18 protein-coding genes and 1 pseudogene are annotated in these 18,035 nt (G+C 62.9%); 8 read left to right on the plus strand and 11 right to left on the minus strand.

From position 1 onward, the window contains the following. Positions 1 to 52: 52 nt before the first annotated feature. Positions 53 to 535: a transcription elongation factor GreA gene (gene greA / locus KGJ62_11155; GenBank protein MDE2127139.1), complete on the plus strand. Its 483-nt coding sequence runs from the start codon at positions 53 to 55 to the stop codon at positions 533 to 535. Between the two features lie 252 nt (positions 536 to 787). Here greA and KGJ62_11160 read toward each other — a convergent pair whose 3' ends face one another. The 8 genes and pseudogenes from KGJ62_11160 to KGJ62_11195 all read right to left on the minus strand — a co-directional run bounded on the left by KGJ62_11160 (position 788) and on the right by KGJ62_11195 (position 9,744). Next, on the minus strand, positions 788 to 1,807 hold the full coding sequence (locus KGJ62_11160; GenBank protein MDE2127140.1) for a methyltransferase domain-containing protein: 1,020 nt from the start codon (positions 1,805 to 1,807) through the stop codon (positions 788 to 790). A gap of 845 nt (positions 1,808 to 2,652) precedes the next feature. After that, entirely contained in the window at positions 2,653 to 3,438 is a 786-nt protein-coding gene (locus KGJ62_11165; protein MDE2127141.1) for an RHS repeat-associated core domain-containing protein, read from the minus strand. Next, entirely contained in the window at positions 3,435 to 3,743 is a 309-nt protein-coding gene (locus KGJ62_11170; GenBank protein MDE2127142.1) for a hypothetical protein, read from the minus strand. Before KGJ62_11170 ends, KGJ62_11165 begins: the two co-directional genes overlap by 4 nt. A 220-nt stretch (positions 3,744 to 3,963) precedes the next feature. Continuing rightward, entirely contained in the window at positions 3,964 to 4,746 is a 783-nt protein-coding gene (locus KGJ62_11175) for a hypothetical protein (GenBank protein MDE2127143.1), read from the minus strand. Between the two features lie 605 nt (positions 4,747 to 5,351). Continuing rightward, positions 5,352 to 5,675: pseudogene (locus tag KGJ62_11180) on the minus strand (hypothetical protein). Between the two features lie 306 nt (positions 5,676 to 5,981). Then, positions 5,982 to 7,664 carry a hypothetical protein gene (locus tag KGJ62_11185; protein MDE2127144.1) on the minus strand — a complete coding sequence of 561 codons (1,683 nt, stop codon included), beginning with the start codon at positions 7,662 to 7,664 and terminating at the stop codon, positions 5,982 to 5,984. A gap of 474 nt (positions 7,665 to 8,138) precedes the next feature. Next, a complete protein-coding gene (locus KGJ62_11190; GenBank protein MDE2127145.1) occupies positions 8,139 to 9,035 on the minus strand; it encodes a phytanoyl-CoA dioxygenase family protein in 897 nt (298 codons plus the stop codon). A 40-nt stretch (positions 9,036 to 9,075) separates the two neighbouring features. After that, positions 9,076 to 9,744, minus strand: a complete 669-nt coding sequence (locus KGJ62_11195; protein MDE2127146.1) for a cyclase family protein — start codon at positions 9,742 to 9,744, stop codon at positions 9,076 to 9,078. Between the two features lie 288 nt (positions 9,745 to 10,032). Here KGJ62_11195 and KGJ62_11200 point away from each other — a divergent pair, with 288 nt between their 5' ends. The 4 genes from KGJ62_11200 to ric all read left to right on the plus strand — a co-directional run bounded on the left by KGJ62_11200 (position 10,033) and on the right by ric (position 13,275). Then, positions 10,033 to 10,818, plus strand: a complete 786-nt coding sequence (locus KGJ62_11200; protein MDE2127147.1) for a sugar phosphate isomerase/epimerase — start codon at positions 10,033 to 10,035, stop codon at positions 10,816 to 10,818. 67 nt (positions 10,819 to 10,885) lie between these two features. After that, a complete protein-coding gene (locus KGJ62_11205) occupies positions 10,886 to 11,824 on the plus strand; it encodes a phytanoyl-CoA dioxygenase family protein (protein ID MDE2127148.1) in 939 nt (312 codons plus the stop codon). 40 nt (positions 11,825 to 11,864) lie between these two features. After that, the gene (locus KGJ62_11210; GenBank protein MDE2127149.1) at positions 11,865 to 12,374 is read left to right on the plus strand and encodes a hemerythrin domain-containing protein; all 510 of its coding nucleotides are present in this window, start codon (positions 11,865 to 11,867) and stop codon (positions 12,372 to 12,374) included. Positions 12,375 to 12,573: 199 nt separating this feature from the next. Further along, complete coding sequence (gene ric / locus KGJ62_11215; GenBank protein MDE2127150.1) at positions 12,574 to 13,275, plus strand: iron-sulfur cluster repair di-iron protein; 702 nt, start codon at positions 12,574 to 12,576, stop codon at positions 13,273 to 13,275. A 112-nt stretch (positions 13,276 to 13,387) separates the two neighbouring features. Here the strand turns inward: ric and KGJ62_11220 are convergent, their stop codons facing one another. Continuing rightward, positions 13,388 to 13,579 (minus strand): hypothetical protein, encoded by a 192-nt coding sequence (locus KGJ62_11220; protein ID MDE2127151.1) that lies wholly within the window; start codon positions 13,577 to 13,579, stop codon positions 13,388 to 13,390. A 74-nt stretch (positions 13,580 to 13,653) separates the two neighbouring features. Beyond that, the gene (locus KGJ62_11225) at positions 13,654 to 14,334 is read right to left on the minus strand and encodes a hypothetical protein (GenBank protein MDE2127152.1); all 681 of its coding nucleotides are present in this window, start codon (positions 14,332 to 14,334) and stop codon (positions 13,654 to 13,656) included. Positions 14,335 to 14,393: 59 nt separating this feature from the next. Between KGJ62_11225 and KGJ62_11230 the strand changes: the two genes are divergently transcribed. After that, positions 14,394 to 15,479, plus strand: a complete 1,086-nt coding sequence (locus KGJ62_11230; protein MDE2127153.1) for a Gfo/Idh/MocA family oxidoreductase — start codon at positions 14,394 to 14,396, stop codon at positions 15,477 to 15,479. 424 nt (positions 15,480 to 15,903) lie between these two features. Continuing rightward, positions 15,904 to 16,227 (plus strand): VOC family protein, encoded by a 324-nt coding sequence (locus KGJ62_11235; protein MDE2127154.1) that lies wholly within the window; start codon positions 15,904 to 15,906, stop codon positions 16,225 to 16,227. Positions 16,228 to 16,237: 10 nt separating this feature from the next. On the opposite strand, the gene KGJ62_11240 is transcribed toward KGJ62_11235, so the two are convergent. Beyond that, the gene (locus tag KGJ62_11240) at positions 16,238 to 17,686 is read right to left on the minus strand and encodes a hypothetical protein (protein MDE2127155.1); all 1,449 of its coding nucleotides are present in this window, start codon (positions 17,684 to 17,686) and stop codon (positions 16,238 to 16,240) included. Between the two features lie 123 nt (positions 17,687 to 17,809). Here KGJ62_11240 and KGJ62_11245 point away from each other — a divergent pair. Continuing rightward, positions 17,810 to 18,035, plus strand: a 226-nt coding sequence (locus KGJ62_11245) for a hypothetical protein (GenBank protein MDE2127156.1), incomplete at its 3' end; no start/stop codon positions are given.

Below are 18,035 nucleotides of genomic sequence, written 5' to 3' on the forward strand. Positions count from 1 at the left end.
GCCGTAGGTACCCTGAGCACTCTGAAATTTGCAGTTGGACACAGGTGAAGTTATGCCGCAGGAGAGCGATATTATTTTGACGCCGGCCAGCCGCGCGCGTCTTGAGGCGGAGCTTGCTGTGATGCGCACGGTGAAGCGCAACGAGATCAAGGAAGCGATTCAAAAGGCGCGGGAATATGGTGACCTCTCGGAGAACTTTGAGTATGCCGCCGCTCGCCGCGAGCAGGCGATACTGAACGGCCGGATCGCCGAGGTGGAGGCTGTGCTGGCCCGCGCGGTGATGGTTGACGAAGAGCCCGGACAGGCGGATGTTGTGGGCCTGGGCTGCGTGGTGGTGCTGCAGGAGGACGAGGAAGAAGAGTGGGAGATCGTGATTACGGATACCCATTCGGCGGATCCTTTGCAGGATCGGATATCGTGCACCAGCCCGCTTGGAAAAGCGCTATTGCGGCGCGGGGTCGGCGATGTAGTTGAGGTGGAAACTCCGGGCGGATTGCGCGCTTACACGGTAATCCGGGTCTCCCAGAGCGTCTAACCACACCGGGCAACGCCGGCCCACCGCTCAACCGGCGACCAACCGCCGGCTTCCGTGCCGATCGCACCTGTATCCCGTATCTGCGTGCCGTCCAGCCGTCAGAATACGGCTGCACCGGCGCTACGGCTCTGCCACAGCATGCAGGTCTCCTTGGCGCCATCGAACTCAGCGGCGCAGGCATCGCCACATACGAAAGGCTTGCGTTCACTCGGGCGCTCAGGTCGCTTCGACGGATTCAACCGTCGAAACCAGCTACGCCTTTGACGCCGAAACCACCGATTGAGGGCCGTTCGCCAGGGCATGCAGGGCGATATCGCCGAAGCCGGCGGTCTCCAGCATTGTCTGGTACTCAGCAAAGGTCCAGGCTTCCCCGCGTGGGGTTGTGGCCAGCATTACGAGGCTGAATAGCGCGGGCCCGGGCGGCGATACCCGGTCGCTCTCGGGAATAAACTCCAGTACCATCACCTTTCCCGCGGGCGCCAACGCCTCCCGGACCTTGCGAAGCAGCGTAACAATGGTTTCGGCGTCGAAATGGTGGAGGAAGTTTGGCAGCAGGACGGCGTCGAAGCCGGTACCGAATTCGACCTCAAAAGCATCGCCCGGCCGCTCGCGAAACCGGCTGGCCACGCCAAACTTTTCCGCATTGCTCCGCGCGACCGCCAGCACTTCAGGCCAATCCTGAGCCGTGACGACTGCGCCCGGGTGCCGCGCTGCCACCTGAATACCGAACAGGCCATGCCCGGCCGCGATATCCAGCACGCTCGACTCCCCTTGGGGCAGCGTTACAAGCTCCGCAAGCTGCAAGGCGGCCGGGAACATCATCGGCGCCATGCTTCGCGCGAACTCCACCCACCTCGCATGATCACTTTCGCCATGCAGTTCGTGGGTGGTCGTCGATCCACCGGACTTGACGGCCTCGGTAAGGCGCCGAAACTGTTCGCGCGCCTGACCGAGGAGAAACCGTCGGATATCTCCGAGGTACTGCTGCGACTTGCGATTGCAAAAGCGCTGGACGTCGGGCGGATTGGAGTAGAGGCCGTTGGACTTGATCAGGAGGCCCTGCACCGTCAGGTAGTCGCACAGGATGCGCACTCCGCGCTCGGATGCACCGGTCTCCGCGGCAATCTGCGCCGCAGACTGCGGGCCGGAAGCCGCTGCCGTAAAGAGATCCAGTTCAAGCGCGGTGTTCAGCGCCTCGGTAGTCTCAAACATGCCGAGGACCGCGAAGATGCGTTCCGGTGAGTCCGGATTTGTGAGTGGGAGGGTCATCATAAGCTCCTTTGTGCGGCGAGACTCTGCCGTTCCCGGCTTAACGGTACGTAATCGCGAACCCTATCTTACTGTATTGCGCGGCAAGCGGCGATACGGGAAAAGGGCGCACTCGCCGTGGCGCGGCGCTCAGCGCAGCTGACGAAGCACACCGCCGGCAACCTGCGTGGAGGTGGTGGTGTCTGAAGCGGAGCGGCTCACGCGGCGGCCCAGGGCGTCGTGCCGAAGCCGGTCACCGCCGTGCCCTGCGTGATCGATTTGAGCCGGCCGCCGTTATCCATCGTGGAGCTTGTAGAGGTGCTTCCCACCGTTTCGCCGGTGCGGTTTCCTACCGGGTCCACCGTATACGAAAAGGAGTACGGGTTTGAGCCGGTCCGCGTTTCCGACGTGAGGCGGCTCCCCAGTCGTACCGGGTAAGCAATTGGACTCGCGGTACGATGCCGGGACCGCGGTCACTCCGCAAGCCTCAAAGGAGCGGACCGTCAGCGCGTGCGGCCGCGGGTCGAAGTCACCCGTGCGCTCGGCGGCGGCCTAATACCGTCGCGTCAGTCGGCCAGATAGCCCACGGAGGACGCCGATCATCCGGCTTGGAAAGGCTGAGGCGGACGCACCAACCGACACGGCCGCCATTGCGATGCATAGTCCGCGAAAAATCTGCGGTGCGCCAAGGAGATAGGCCGCCGCCGATAAGACGCTACTGGCCCCACATTGTAGGGAGAGCGATCCGAGCACATCGTCGACGGCTCGGCGATCGGCTACGGGACGGAAGCGACGCGCCAGCCACGCCCGTAGGCAGGCCGCGAAGGCCGCGGCAACCACGACCGCGTACTGGAATAATCGCACGTCGCTCATTTTGCCAGCCATAACGCCGCGAGCGCCGGGCACATGCCGGTCAACCCGACACCTATCATCGCGATTCCGCCCTCGGTGAGCGCATCGGCTTGGTTGTCCCCGTCCTCTCGGGCTCCTACGTAGCCTCCAAGTCCCGCACCGACAGTCCCTCCAATCCATGCGCCGACCGCGATACCCGTCTTTGCGCCTTCGATTCCGCCCTCGATTCCACCGACTGGGCCAGCAGCGATTATGCCAACGACCGTGCCTATTATCGCCCCGCCAACGCCAACGATGATTGCACCGAGTTCTGCGTTAGTGGGACGAAAATGCCCAGTTGGATCCGCCCAGTCCACGGGATCCCCACCACAGTACACATACGGTATCTGGTCCAGCATACTGTCCCTACTGGCGAACCGCCCGACCTGCGGATCGTAATAGCGCGCTCCTACGTGTAGTAGGCCAGCGTCGCCGTTGCTCTGGTAGGCCCAGTCGCCGGCGAAGTTGTACGGACTCGACGTTGAGCCACTGCTCGCGATCGTGTTTCCAAACGCATCGAAATCCTGCGTCGCCGTAGCCGTGCCGGAGCTGTTGGTTTCGGCGCGGGCCGAGCCCGGCGCCTCGAATGCGGGATACTCGCCGTTACGCCGGAGCAGGTCGGTGCCGAGGGTGTAAGCCGCCGTGAAGGTGCTGCCCTGCGTCTCCGTCACCGGCGCGCCGCCGGCGTACTGCGTGGAGGTGGTGGTGCCTGAAGCGGTACGGCTCACGCGGCGGCGGAGAGCGTCATAGCCGAAACCGGTCACCGCTGTGCCCTGCGTGATCGACTTGAGCTGCCGTCGTAATCGAAGGCGAGGGTGTACGCCGTGCCGGCCAGCGTCCGTCCGGTCTGTTCGCCGTTTGCATTGTACGAGTAACTGTTCGCGAATCCGCCGCTGGTCGACGTAAGCTCATCGTCGTTATCCATCGTGAAGCTCGTAGAGGTGCTTCCCACCGTTTCGCCGGTCCGGTTGCCTACCGGGTCCACCGTATACGAAATCGAATACGGGTTTGAGCCGGTTCGCGTTTCCGAAGTGATGCGGCTGCCCCAGTCGTATCCGAATTTTACCACGTTGCTGTTGGCGTCGGTAACCTGCGTCGTGCGACGGTGGTCCGGCCGGTTGATTGCGACTCCAAGGGGGTAAGCACCTCACCGTCGGCCCAAGAGAGACCGTGGGCGGGAGCCGCCGACAGATGCCAGGCGAACGACTTCGTAGCACTGCTCGTGTCACACCTGAAACGGGGGTTAAGCGTGAGCCGGTTCTGCGTCTCCAGCGAATGCCGGAGCGCGATCAGCGGCCGGCCCAGCCAATCACCGTCATCGGTCCCCTGCCGCCTAGGCGGTAGGCGACCACAACCCCCGTCAGTACGATGGTATTGTCGCCCTGTGCTTTCGTTGGCGCGAGCAATCCGCTAATTCGAGCGCGCCATCGAACCACAAGCCCGGGTTTGGTCGCGAACCACCAGTTAACGCGGATTATGAACCCGGGCACGGTGGTGGTGATCGCGGTTTGCATTACCATCACGCGCCCGGCGCCAGGCAGTTTCACATCGCTAACGTGCGACGTTCGCACGTTGGCGGTATGGTGGCCCGGACCGAACGGTATCGAGCAATTCCAGTCACGTTGCGACGGGCTTCGCTGCCCGGGTGCCAGCCCTGTCCAATCCGTCGCGACACTCCTCGCCTGCTGGAAAGCGTCGGACCAGTTCGGCGTGGCGGCCGGATTTGCCATCCTGACACGACGGAACCAGCCAGCGGACCAGAATGTTTCATCGTGGGTTGCAAACGAACCGCGTTTGAGCCCGACCCGGCTGCCACGGCGTGTCGCATCGAATAACGTCAGGCCCGGACCGGCATAAGTGCATTTCTGCCTTATGTTGAGCGCAACACCACCGTGAATCCGACTGTTCGGTTCGCTGGCAGCGATAAATCCCACCCGCTCAGTCATGGCAACCGCGTCGCCCCGCCGCCAGGCACGGGAGGGTGCGGGATATCCCGCGATTAGGCCCGTGAGCGCAGTCTCGCCTCCGGTTGGGCCGACCGCGCCTACATTTACGCGGCGTACAAAGGACATTATCACCTTAACACCTAGCACGCTAAGAACAACTACGCACAGGATCGCGCCGACACGGTATCGATTACACAATGGTTTAACTCCCGGTAACAAGACCACGTGCGACTCGGAACGGTTCCTGGGTCGACGTTTACTGCGGGGGGCTCCCACCACGCGCGAACCCAGTACCGCATCCGGCGCCGGCTTGTTCCGGGTGATTCGCGGACAGACTAATCCAAAAAAGGCGCCCGGCGGGCCCGTCGTCGTGGTGGCGTGCTTGACCGCCAATGCTCGTATCCAGCCGCATTGTTCGGCGGAATGTACTCCTGACACAGGTCACTGATGTCATTCTCCATCGCTTGATCCGTAGCTGCCTCTTTCGCGACGATATCGATGCCCCGTCCGGCAGCTACGGCACCATCGCCAATCGTGCCTGCCACGCCCTCGGCCGATCCAACGCCATCCGTTTCTGTGATGCCCCCGAGGATCTCCTCGACGGCGTCCTGACCTACGTCGCGGCCAAACGAACCCAGGGTGGACCATTCTGGTGTGATGCCGCACACTTGTTGCGGCGCACCCGGCCACCCGTTGATGGGTATTGGCCGCTCGTGCGTGATCGCCAAAAAGCCACTTGGATCAATGCAGCCATTCGGTTCGCCCCAGCAATACGCGTACGGTATCTGGTCCAGCATACTGTCCCTACTGGCGAACCGCCCAACCTGCGGATCGTAATAGCGCGCTCCTACGTGTAGTAGGCCAGCGTCGCCGTGGCTCTGGTAGGCCCAATCGCCGGCGAAGTTGTACGGGCTGCTAGTGCTGCCGCTGCTCGCGATCGTGTTTCCAAACGCATCGAAATCCTGCGTCGCCGTAGCCGTGCCGGAGCTGTTGGTTTCGGCGCGGGCCGAGCCGAGGCCATCGAATGCGGGGTACTCGCCGTTGAACCAGGGGATATCACTACCGACGTCGCCCTACGCATCTTCGGGGTGAACAACCGATCGCTATCATCCAACATCCGTCCTCCTCCCGGGCGTCTCGCGGCTTAGATGTACGGCGGTTTCCACGTTGATTTCTATTGACGTTTCGGTCAAAACGGATGGCACGAGCCTTTCGGCGGATGACCAGGAAGCTCAACCATTCCAATCCATCGCGGACGCCGGATGGCGTCGCTTTTCCCTTGCCGTCCCGATCGAGCCGCTCCGGTCGACTGACTGAGCGGTTCACTGCCCCGCTGCGCACCGGCTGTGTACATTCGTTGACTATGGAGTTGCTCCCACTCGATCGAAAGGCACTTTGAACCAATACTCCCGGTCGGGCCCGAACCATTTATCGCACAGATGCCCGGATGCGTCATGATCCAGAACGCGCCTTGAGGAAGCGACATCGATTCCCAACTGCTTCAGCAGCGCGCGTGAGGCTTGATGGTATTCAAGATGTGAGGCGAGAGAAAACGGGCTCTCCTTGGTGCCATCTCCTTGGTAGTCAGCGCCCGGTATGAGCGCTTCGTCCAAGTGTCCAAACACTTGCCGGGCTATCCTGTCTGTCGTCGCCGCCGACGCCCCTCCAACGGCCGCGGCGTGCTCCAACCGGAACAATGCGATGACGGCCGCCGACAAATGATCCATCTCTTCATCCCGGTTGGAGAGGCGCTCCAGCACGAGTAATCCCACGCAGCGCGCAGATGTTGTCGTTTCCGCAACGTGCAGCAGCAGATCGATGCCGCGGGATGACCGGGCATGCATTGCAGCGGAGGATAGCGCGTACAGTCTGCGGAACCCATCATCTCCCGGGAATGCGGCTTCCACGATATTACGGAGATTGAGCCGAGCGACGCGCACGGTGCCATGCGCTGTCAGAAGCCAAGCTCGCCGCTCTTCTTTAGTTTCTCTTCCCTGTCCAGCCAGAAAGTTCGCAAGCGCTGTCTCGGCCTGACTGGCGGAGTGGGGAAGTTTCCCCGCTGCCTTGATCTCAGCGGCCACACCGTCCAACGCCTCCCCGACCTGGTTCGGGAGCCAGACCGCCAGCGCTCGATGCTCGATCAAGGAGCGAACGCAAAGGAGTGCGGCCAAGCTATTACCTTGCACAACCTGTCGTACGAGTTGTGTCTTGAAAGCCGCAGCTTTTACTTGGTCGATCGCCATCGCGAGCTGAAGGGAAAGGGCATTGAAGCGTAGCCACTGGACCTGATCGCTCGTATCAGGGGCGCCGGTTGGAAACTCGGAAGCAAGCTCTTGCTCGGCACGCCGGGCACCGGCAAATGTGAGGATGTCAACGGCACGAGCGCCATCCCACGTCATGAACTCGAGTTCGCGAGAGCCAAAAGTACCTGCTGGACGCCGCGGAAGGTCTTCGACCAGCGCGGTTTCAGCGGGATCGCGAAGCGTGGCCGACAAATCATCCCTCTTGGTCGTAAGCCATTCGGTAATGTGCGGTGCCTTTAGGACTTCGGCCAGGGCATCATTTTCTGCCGTGCGTCGAAGTTCCGGCAACGTATGAGAAAGCAGCCGCCGAGCCGTATGCTTCCATGATTTAAACGGACCGATGCCCAAAGGAAGGGCGGGCCCGCTTACTGGCTTCTCTGACCAGGAAAGCGCGAAGAACGAATCGTAAACCTCGACAACCGCCTCCAATAATAGGTGCGCGGCAGACGTGCGCTCGGGGAAGAGTGCAGCGATATGGCTTCCATAATTCGGATGTACATAGCTGTTGAGCGCGGCCCGCGCCCTTTCGAGCCGAGGCATCGCCTTTGCCGTGGAGAATAAGGAGGGCCAGCCTGATCCCTCGAAGACCGTGTCCGCTGGAAGCAAGCCAAGTGACACCCAAGCAAACGAAATAAATTGCTTCAATCGATTCTGGTCGACTGCCGCGGTCGATCCCGCCAAAATCGCGAGCCCATCCGCGTCTATGTCGAGGGCGTGGAGGCGCGTCGCCTCCTCGCTCAAAGTCCGAAGCACCACCGCAGCGAACAAGAGATCGCCAGCGGCCGAAGCATCGAGAAAAGCTCGCTCCAGAAGCAGCCAGCGCGGCCATGCCGCGGCCCGTAGGGCGGGACTTACGATATCGTGGATGCGTCGCACGAGACGCGGTCGTGCCGCAACATCACGAGGTGGCTCGCCCTCCGCCCACGCCTGGACCGCGCGCACGGCCAAGGCGAGGGCGTTCGCATCCCCGTCGGAGATCGACCACTGCGGTACCCGGTGGTTTCCAGCCATGCGTCGCCTCAAGGCTGCGTCGGCCGCAGTTAGCAACTCAGGTATCCCGTCGAGGGATACCCAGAGATCGCGCCAGGTCGAGAACGCCAGCGGGGGCGACGTGCGTGCTGTGCGCCTCATGACGCTTGGGAGGAGCCGCGAATGTAACCGAAGCGGGATGAGGGCGTCAGCGCATTGCGGCCGGTAATATCGAGCTGCATGCGCCTAAACGCGCCACTGCTTGCGGGCTTCGGCCATTGGAACCGTCTCGCCAACGGTCCACGCATAGTGCGCCATCGGGTTCTCTCCCACCCAGCGCTCATCCACGGGCGCATCGGCTCGTTGGTAGCGCGTATCGCAGGAAAGCCGGAACCGGTCACCCGTATGAGTCACGGATCCGTGCATCGTGAACATACCGAACAGAATGGCATCGCCGGCCTTGAACTCTGTGGTGAGCCAGCGACCACCAAACTGCTGCACCATCTCCAGAGCGTCATCCGAAAAGGCGCCCGTCACGTGATCGCGATCAACGTCCATTTTGCCGTAGGTTGCCTTGACGCGGTCGAACGCCTTGTTCCTGTGTGAGCCTTCCAGAACAACCAGCGGGCCAAGTGCATAGGGAACGTCGCCGATGGGCGTCCATGTGGTGTAGAGCTGCTGGGTTCCACGTCCCATATAGACGATGTCGTAATGCGCGCCACTGGTATCGCCCGGGCCGATCAGCCGCAGCCACTTGAAGTCGAACGTGATCACGTCTCCCTGAAGCAGGTTGGCGAAGAAACCCATGATCTCCGGCGACTCCACAAGGTCGAGAAACGGCTTTTGCCGCGTGAGCGCCTTGCTGCCTCCAAAAAACGAGCCTCGCGCTCCCGGCGCGATCACGGCCTCCATCAACTCGTGGTTCAGGTCAATCTGGCCGTTGGACGCCAGGTTCTCCAGGATCATACGGCGGGCCGCCAGCACCGTGTCGAGGCGGTGCAGCCCGCGGATGAAGAGGTATCCGTCCTCCTCCATCCGGCCACGCAAACCTTCCCAGTCGCCAATGAGGTCGTTGGATGGCCGGAGTTCGCCCAGCAGTGGGCCGCCCATTTCGATCTGATGCTGTCCTATCGTCAGGTTCATTGCAAACCCTCCATGGAACGATTCGCACCGCTTACCCGGTTCATCCGTTTTCGCTCACCACGATATCGGTCAGCAGCACCGGACGGCACCACGCGCCCGAGTGATCCTGCAGATTCACCGGCAGCGCCATAAACGTTACCGGCTGACCGGCGGCGAGGGCTTGCGGCGTAAACCGCAGCTCCTCCACAATCCAGATTCCGTGGCTGAGGAGAATGGTGTGCACCGTCGCGTCGTTTTCCGGGTCCCAGCCGCCGACACCCCAGTGATCGATGCCAAGGCCGCGAATCTGCTTCTCCACCAGCCAGTTTGCCGCAGCCGGAGACAGCTTTGGAGATTGGAAAAGCCAGTCGTTGGACCTCTGACGCTTCTCGCCCCAGCCTGTCCGCACCAGCAGGATCTCATCGGCATGCAGGTTGGGCGCCGCACGCTCGAGCTGTTCCGGCAGAATGCTGGTCTTCGGCTCCAGCGGAACCAGATCGGCAATCCGCGCAGCCCCGGTAAAGCTCTCCAGCGGCATTTCGGAGATCGACGCGCCGCCTCTCAGTTTATGTAGCGGTGCATCGAGATGACTGCCGGTATGGCTTGCCAGCGTCAACAGCTCCATACGCCAGCCGCCTGCGGCATGATCCGCCACGACCTCGCTGCGCACGGGTGGGTGCGCCGGGCAGTTGGGGCCGCCGTCGAAGATGGGCTGCGAGAGATCGATAATGGAGAATTTCACGGAGATCTCACTTCCGCCGGCATGCGTAGTCCGCGTTCGGAGAGTCGATTCTCCAAAACCGGCGCCGGCGCCTGCATGACCCGGCCGCCACCCAAAAAAAATGGCTGCCTTCCGACACGCGGAGGACAGCCAGGAAGAAGGATACTTTGTTCTCGATCACGATTGTACAGGCGTACCGATGCGGTGGGTAGGTCCGTTCGGCCCGGATTCGCACCTGAAGACCGGGTCAAATCTCCCGTGCGGGCCGTGCTGCCGCATGCGGGTATAAGTGATTCCATGAAACTCGGAGTATGCACCTCGCTGAAGCACGCCGGCGAGGCCGCGGCGGCCGGATTTGACTATCTGGAGCTCTCCGTGGCCGACGATCTGGAACCGGAAGGAGACCCGGCTGCCTGGAGGGAACGACGACGTGCGCTATCTGCCGCTCCACTTCCCATAGAGGCGTTCAACTCGTTTGTGCGCAACCAGAAGGTGGTCGGCCCAAATGCCGATGCCGAGCGCTTGCGCGTGTATGTAAACGGCGCCTTCCAGCGAGCTGCCGAGGTCGGCGGCCGCATTCTGGTATTCGGGAGCGGTGGCGCTCGTAACGTGCCGGATGGCTTTCCCAGAGCGCAGGCAATGAGACAGCTGGAGGCGTTTCTGAAAGCATGCGCCGATGCCTCCGATGCCACCGGCGTCACGCTGGCGATCGAGCCACTTCACCGGGGAGAGAGCAACGTCATCAACCGGGTATCGGAGGGCGCCGCACTGGCGCGCCGGGTAGGTCGCGCCGGAGTGCGGAACCTGGCCGACACGTGGCACATGGAGATGGAGGCGGAGCCGCTGCAGGCAATCGTCGACTCGGCATCCGTTCTGGCGCACGTGCACACGGCGGACACGCGCCGGCTCCCGCCCGGCTCAGGTGACTATGACCATGCCGGCCTGTTTGCCACGCTGGCCCGCGCCGGATATGATGCCCGCATCTCGATAGAGTGCAACTGGCCGGAGGGCGACCCGGAAGTCGCCTTTACCAGGGCCAGGACGGCCCTGGTAGCGGCTCGGGACGGCAGCCCATCGGCGTGAAACGGCCCCGGTTCGCCCGGCAGGCGGCAGCGCCGGAATCTGCTCAGATGGATCTGAAGGAGACAGGATGGACCACCGGTTAACGGCAGCCCAGATCGAAGCCTTTCACACGGAGGGTTTCCTGGTTGCCACGGGCCTGTTTGATGACGCCGTGCTCACGCCGGTAGCGGATGAGATTACCGCCGAGATCGATCGGCGGGCGCGCCTTCTGCTCGCCGATGGCCGGCTTACGAGCCTTTACGAAGAGGAGGGATTCGAGACGCGGCTCGCCCGTATCAGTGCGGAAACCGACGCTGTGGCTCGCGGGATTTGGGACGGCGCGCTCCATGGCCCCGCGATCTTCAACCTGCTGCGGCACGGGCCTCTTCTGGACGTTGCAGAGCAGCTCTGCGGGCCGGAGTTGATTGCGAGCTCGGTCTATCGCCTGCGGCCCAAGATACCCGGCCATGTGCAGAGCCCCGTGCCATGGCATCAGGATTCCGGCTACTTCGAACCATATTGCGACAAAGCTCTGGTGCTTACGGTGTGGCTTCCGCTGGTGGATGCCAATGAAGAGAACGGCTGTATGTGGGTGCTCCCGCGAAGCCACAAGAGGGGAGTGATGCGACACCGAAGCCGTACCGGAAAGCCGTACCTGGAAATCCCGGACGAGGCGCTGCCCGAAATCGAGCCGCTGTGCGTTCCGGTACGGCGTGGCAGCGCCCTCCTGTTGACAAACCTCACGGCGCACGCCAGCTTTGAGAACAGGACCAATCGGGTGCGTTGGAGCATGGATCTGCGCTACCAGAGCGCCGCGCTGCCCACAAATGCCGAAGTGACGCGCACCATCGACGAGGAGGCTGCCCTCCGCGCTGCGGGCGCGCCGCCGGCGTGCTATCCGCCGGAGGCCGATTTTCTGGTCCGCAGCACATTGCGACCCCGCGAAGTGATTGAGACAGCGGAAGGGTTCGCACAACTGAGGAGTCGACACCAGCCGCGCCCCGTCACCAACCGGTGGACGGCCTAGCCGAACCCGAACGCCACCGGAAGAGAGTGACGCATCCACCATGACTTCAGGAGGGCCCGGGCCGGCAGCCGGATTCACGAGCTTCCTGGACCTACTGGCAGTCCACGGTGAGCTTGAGGAGTTGTTCCTGCTGCACCAGGAGGCGCTCGTGGCTCTGGATGTTGTCACCGCGCAGATGCGACTTCAAAAGTACCAGCAGGCTCTCGCACGTCACATTGCGGATGAGGAGGAGCTGCTGATACCTGTCTACCGCCGTGCGCGCCCGGTGGCCGGCGGAGCTGTGGTTCTCTTCCTGGCCGAGCACCACAAAATGCTCGAAATGATCGCCACATTCCAGCGCGATCTGGAGCACATGGATGAACCTGCGTCCGGTCTTGTGCGACGGATCATTGCGCTGGTGGATGAGCAGGCGACATTCAAGCGCCTGATGGAGCACCACGACCTTCGCGAGCACAATATCCTCTATCCATCTCTAGACGGTGTGACCGATGAGGCAGAACGCCGCGAACTCCTCACGAAGTGTCTGGATCACAGGTTGCATCCTGCATAAATCGGCTCGGCGCGGTGCTGCAGGTGCGCAGGAAGGCGTTGTTTGCATTGGGCAGTGCGGAAATGTGGTATAATACGGATATAAAGATACTCAAGTCGTGTTTATGCTGCGGAGCGCGCTGCGATCACGGCCGTCGTCATCGCAAAGCAGTCGCTGCGCCTTAAGGGAGTAGATTATGGGAACAACAATTACGCCGGAGATGACGGTTGGCCAGTTAGTGGCCGAACAACCGGCTCGGTCGCGAGTTTTCGAGCGGTGGGGCCTCGACTACTGCTGCGGCGGCAAGCGTCCGCTTTCCGAGGCATGCTCCGCGAAAAACCTTAAGCTTCAGGATGTTCTACGCGATTTGGCCGAGTGCGAGCCCGCAGCTCCGCTGCCGGGCCAGGACTGGACGCGTGAATCGTTGACCGCTCTGTGCGACCACATCGAACAGACGCACCACGCCTATGTGCGCGAAGCGCTGCCCCGGCTGAGCATGCTGACGGAGAAGGTTGCCAGGGCGCACGGAGCAAAACACCCGGAACTGGTAGAGTTGCGAAGCGTCATCACCTCGATGCGCACCGAACTGGATAACCACCTGCTCAAGGAGGAGTACGTTCTCTTCCCGCTGTGCCGCGCGCTGGAGAGTGGCTCGCCGGCAACCGGCACGCCTTGCGGCTCCGTGCAAAATCCAATCCGAAGGATGGAGGCCGAGCACACCGAGGTCGGAGAGGATCTGGAACTCGCGCGCGCGCTGACCAACGACTTCGCGCCGCCGAAGGATGCTTGCAATACGTATCGCGCCATGCTCCAGGCGCTGGCGGAGTTCGAAGCCGACATGCATCGGCACATCCATAAAGAGAACAGCATTCTCTTTCCGCGAGCGGTGGCGCTGGAGGCAGCCCAGCACCCGGTTGGGTAGCGGGTTCTGAGTTCAACGCCGAGTAAACCGCGACGGCAGCCGGCGCGCCACCGGCCGTTCCATACGGTCAACCAACAGCCTCGCGGCTGGCCGCCGTGTGCTGCCGATCGGGTTACGCCATCGCCGTGAGCTCCTCGTAGATTCGATACAGGGCTGCAGGCCCGCGCGCGTATCCCGGCAGCGCCGGTCCGTACAGCGCGGTCTTTAACTTGTAGCGCGCCGCCTCCCCAGCCTCACCGGGCGCGTCGAAGATCGCCTGTGCGAGGCCCAGCCAAAGCAGAACGGCCGTGGCCCACCAGGGCATGTCCGCGCGATCTACCGGAAGGCCGGCCAGAGCGAAGATCGGCAGCTTGCTGCGCGCTGCCGCCGCTTGCCACTTCAGGAGCCGGAACGCGAGGTAGGGATCTGTTGGGGGTTGACCGGGTCGGTTTCACGATAGGCCCGGCACAGCGCGGCCATCGTGGCATCGTCCAGCTCGGCTACGGCCTCCACGCTCTGGTAGAACGGCCGCGCCGGATCCTCCGTGCAGCGTGCGGCCCGAACGATCACCTCCACGGCGAATCGCGCTGTCAAGCGGTCACGATACTGCCGTTCACGCCACGCGGCGGCGCACATCCGGCAGCGCTCGCCATCAGGCCGCGCGGCGCCGGATTCCACAGACGCTTCGTACTTGCTCCGCAGCCATGCTTCACGCTTCGCGGCAGGATCTTCGGCTGCCGACTTCACCGCTGCCGCCAGCCGCGAATCCAGCGAGACACTCGCGTCGTCACTGAACGCGGGAAACTGGTCCTCTGCCTGCAGCAGCCACTCTTCCACCACGGCAGCGTTCGCTGCCAGATAGTGCGCCTGAGTTCGGGCATCGAGGGCGGCGAAGCGAGCTTCCAGCGCGGCAGCCGCGGGTGTACCGGTGGCCCAGCGCGCCAACTGCAGCAGCGCGGCAAGCTCCGCATTCTCTCGTGCCTCATCCCGCTGCAGCGCGTTCAGCCCCCGCACCGTTATCCGGGTTCCATCGGGCAGTTCCACCTCACGCTCACGCACGGTGGGAAACAAAGCCGTCATATCTTCTCCTTTCGGTCCGCGCTCCGGTAAACTGAAGCGCGCAAAGGTGGGCAAACCCTGTGAAACCATATCGAGCGATCCTTGTTGGCACCGGTGGTTGGGGCGGCTCGTGGTGCCATGATTTTCTGCCGCCAAACGTAGCTGACGGTCTGGTAGAGGTGGTGGCAGCGGCTGATCGTGATCCCGCGGCGCTCGAGAACGCCCGTACGGCCCTGCACCTGCCCGATGAGCGGCTCTTCTCGAGCGCGAAAGCCGCTATGGATGCGCACGAAGCAGATTTCTGCATTGTGGTCACGCAGCCGGTAACCCACGAGGAGGTTGTGGATGAAGCCCTGGCCCACGGCCTCCACATCCTGTGTGAAAAGCCGATTGCCGATACTCTGGAAGCCTCCACCCGCATCGCCGCCAAAGTAAAGCGCGCCGGGGTCAAGATGGCCGTTACGATGAGCCACCGGTTTGACCGCGACAAAACCACGCTGCGACGAGTGATCCGCGAACCTGCCAGCGGCCCACTGGACTACCTCGTATGCCGCTTCACCTGCGACTGCCGGCGGTACGGCAGCTGGGGTCGGTTTCGGCAGGAGATGGACGACCCGCTCATGATCGAAGGAGCCGTGCACCATCTCGACATCCTGGCCGACATGGCGGGCGGCCTGTGTGACACCATCTACGCTCAGACCTGGAGGCCGGACTGGGCTGAGTACCAGGGAGACTGCCAGGGGTTGGTGACGATGCACATGACGAATGGCGTGCGCGCCCACTACGAGGGCGCGAAATCGAACGCCGTTGGCCTTAACGGCTGGACGACCGAGTACATCCGCGCCGAGTGCCGGAACGCCACGCTCATCCTGGACCGGCGTGAATTGGTACGTTACGCCTACGACGCCGGCCGTGAGTGGTCAACCGCCGCGCCTGAGCGTGCCGAACGTATTGATATGATCGACCAGGCGAAGTGGGCAAACGCCTGGCTGGTGGAGCAGTTTGTAGAGTGGCTGGACGGTGGGCCGCCAATGGAGACCAACGTGGAAGCCAACCTGCAATCGGTGGCTCTCGTTTTCGGCGCCATCCAGAGTGCGCGCACCGGGCGCGCCGTAGCCGTACAGGAGATGCTTGGCAGCGCCGTCGAGCGCGCGCAGGAGGTTTAGGATGCCCGTAATTCACACGTCCCAACATCCGCTGGCGGCCGGCAACCGGCCCGATTGGTGTGACGTCACCAGCGCAGGAATCTTCCGTGTATCCACCGATGGCGGCCGCTTCGACCGTCACTATCACGATTTTGATGAGTACTGGCTGATCTTCTCGGGAAGCGCAAGGATCCTTACCGAGGAGTGTGAGTTTGACGTGTCGCGCGGTGACATCGTCTGCACGCGCGCCGGCGATGAGCACGACGTGCTGGCGGTGTATCAGGATTTTGCGGCCTGGTGGTTCGAGGGACCATGCCCGGAGGGCGGCCGCACCGGCCACCTTCACCGTGACGCCGCGGCCGCCCGAGGCCACGACGTACCGTACGTTCCTGGCAGCTCCGACACCAACTGGTTGGCGGCAGGCGGCATTGGCGCCACCGATCCCATGGCGGTGCCCGTTAACACGATCGGGCCATCTCTCGCGTTTTACACGCGGATACTCGGCTTCACCGTGGTCTCACGAGACGCAAAAACGGCGCATCTGAAACGTGGTGGCGCCGAGATCGGACTGGTAGAGAACAAAGACGATCCGCAGCAGGCGAGCTGCTGGTTTGCTGTGCGTGATGTTGAGCAGTTGCGAGCCGAGTTTGTCTCGGCCGGCATCGAGCCCGGTGAGATCGACCTCCAGGAGTGGGACGGCCGAAAGCACCGCGTCTTCTTTGCCAAGGAGCCGTACGGCGTTTGCTTCTGTTTCTCGCAGGCGCTTTAGTCCACGCACTCTAGACGAGCGCCATGCCCCCCAGGCCGCCCGCGCCCGGCGCAAGGCTGTCGACCCCGGTGCTGTCGAAGCTGTTCACCAGCGTCAGCAGCGCTGAGGAGCCCAGCCCGGGGTCTACGCGAGCCGTGAATGTGGCATTGACCACCAGAAGGTTGTCATTGGCCTGAAGACCGACATTCTCCAGCTTGACGCGCGGCAGGTAGACCTCCAGACTGTACGTCTGGCCGGTTGCGCCGATCTGGCCTCCAACCAGCCTGAAATTCAGGCCCACGTCGCTGTGCCGCAGTCCAGCAAGCGGAATGGAGGCGTCGGTGAACACCACCGGCAGTTTGCCGGTTACCTGAAGCTCCTGCCCGCTCACCACACCCTGATCGTAGCCGCTGCCCATCACCAGCTGCCGGTCCAGCTTGCGCTCCAGCATGATCTGCAGGCCGGGCTGCAGCTCGGCAGCGTATGCGGCCCCATCTATGGTTACGAATCCACCGGAAAAGGCCGCCTGCGATCCGGCGGCGGCAGACCCGAATACAAACGGGCCCTGACCGTTGTTGCCTTGCGCCACATCGATATAGATGGGCTGCGCCGTGCGCACCAGCGTATTGACGCCGTTACCGCCGATGCAGTCCGGATAGACCGACGCCCCTGAGCCGAACGTGAAATCGGCCGGAGTGAGGCTGCTGTGCGCCGGATAGCTGTTGGGAATCTGGCGGAACGCGCAGAGCTGCGCCTCTGCCGTAAGCGTGTTGGCAAAATCCAGCGTCAGCTTCTCCACGAGGCACCCGGTGGAGAGCCGCCCGTACGTGGCGTCGCCAAAGATCTCCTCCACCGAGAAACTGGGTGCAACTCCCAGGCTGTTGAGCGAGAACTGGTGCTGATTGGCGCCCGCCACAAGCTGCGTTTGAATGTCGCGCCCAAACACGCCCATCAGAAGGTACTGCAGGTTCTCGCCATCGGCGAAGAGCTTGAACGTTCCCTCGTATTGCTTCTGCTCCAGGATGGTGCGCTTCAACTCAAATCCACCGTCCAGCTCGTTGAATGGCTTGTTAAGCATCGGCTTTGCCAGAATGCCCGCGCCGGGCTCTACGATGAAGAACCGGTGCGGATTGCCGGGCGCTTCCAGGGGCCCGACGCCCAGTGAGAGGCTGGCGGAGGCACAAGGCCGATCGAGTGTCGCGGCGCCGCTGGTGACCGAGCCGACGTGATAGCGACCAGGCAGCCCGTTCCCACCGCTCTGCAGCCAGAGCCAGCTTCCAACATCGCCGGCGATAAAGGGCCGCAGTACCGAGGTGACCGACTGGTACGTCGAATCGGTGGTAACCAGGTCGGTATACGAGTGAATGGTCGTAACCGGCCTGCCGATGGTTTTCGCCGTGCCTGCCGCCGGCGCCGGCACGGTTCGCCAGCTGCTCTCCAAACAGAATCCAACGGCGGTCGATTTTCCAGATTGTGCCAACGGTCTCTTCCTTTCCACGGATAGCGCAGGTCACAGGCACCCATGCAAACGGGCCGGAGCAACCAGCTCCGGCCCGTTTGCATGGCCGAACACTCCCGATGCCGCGGCGGTCTAGCGGCGCTTTTGCGGCTGCGATGGCGCGCGGTACTGGGGCCGCGATGGCGCGCGGAACTGCTGCGGCGCGCGGTATTGCTGCCGGAACTGCTGCGGCGCGCGGTACTGCTGCCGGAACTGCTGCGGCGCGCGGTACTGCTGCCGGAACTGCTGCGGCGCGCGGTACTGCTGCCGGAACTGCTGCGGCGCGCGGTACTGCTGCCGGAACTGCTGCGGCGCGCGGTACTGCTGCCGG

The organism is Armatimonadota bacterium, assembly GCA_028871815.1.
Classification (GTDB): domain Bacteria; phylum Armatimonadota; class Chthonomonadetes; order Chthonomonadales; family Chthonomonadaceae; genus REEB205.

What these genes read in the sequence shown, in the direction of transcription:
- greA (MDE2127139.1), top strand. Translation starts at nt 53, where the DNA reads ATGCCGCAGGAGAGCGATATTATTTTGACGCCGGCCAGCCGCGCGCGT.
- KGJ62_11160 (MDE2127140.1), bottom strand. Translation starts at nt 1,807, where the DNA reads ATGATGACCCTCCCACTCACAAATCCGGACTCACCGGAACGCATCTTC.
- KGJ62_11175 (MDE2127143.1), bottom strand. Translation starts at nt 4,746, where the DNA reads ATGTCCTTTGTACGCCGCGTAAATGTAGGCGCGGTCGGCCCAACCGGA.
- KGJ62_11190 (MDE2127145.1), bottom strand. Translation starts at nt 9,035, where the DNA reads ATGAACCTGACGATAGGACAGCATCAGATCGAAATGGGCGGCCCACTG.
- KGJ62_11200 (MDE2127147.1), top strand. Translation starts at nt 10,033, where the DNA reads ATGAAACTCGGAGTATGCACCTCGCTGAAGCACGCCGGCGAGGCCGCG.
- KGJ62_11205 (MDE2127148.1), top strand. Translation starts at nt 10,886, where the DNA reads ATGGACCACCGGTTAACGGCAGCCCAGATCGAAGCCTTTCACACGGAG.
- KGJ62_11210 (MDE2127149.1), top strand. Translation starts at nt 11,865, where the DNA reads ATGACTTCAGGAGGGCCCGGGCCGGCAGCCGGATTCACGAGCTTCCTG.
- ric (MDE2127150.1), top strand. Translation starts at nt 12,574, where the DNA reads ATGACGGTTGGCCAGTTAGTGGCCGAACAACCGGCTCGGTCGCGAGTT.
- KGJ62_11220 (MDE2127151.1), bottom strand. Translation starts at nt 13,579, where the DNA reads ATGCCCTGGTGGGCCACGGCCGTTCTGCTTTGGCTGGGCCTCGCACAG.
- KGJ62_11225 (MDE2127152.1), bottom strand. Translation starts at nt 14,334, where the DNA reads ATGACGGCTTTGTTTCCCACCGTGCGTGAGCGTGAGGTGGAACTGCCC.
- KGJ62_11235 (MDE2127154.1), top strand. Translation starts at nt 15,904, where the DNA reads ATGGCGGTGCCCGTTAACACGATCGGGCCATCTCTCGCGTTTTACACG.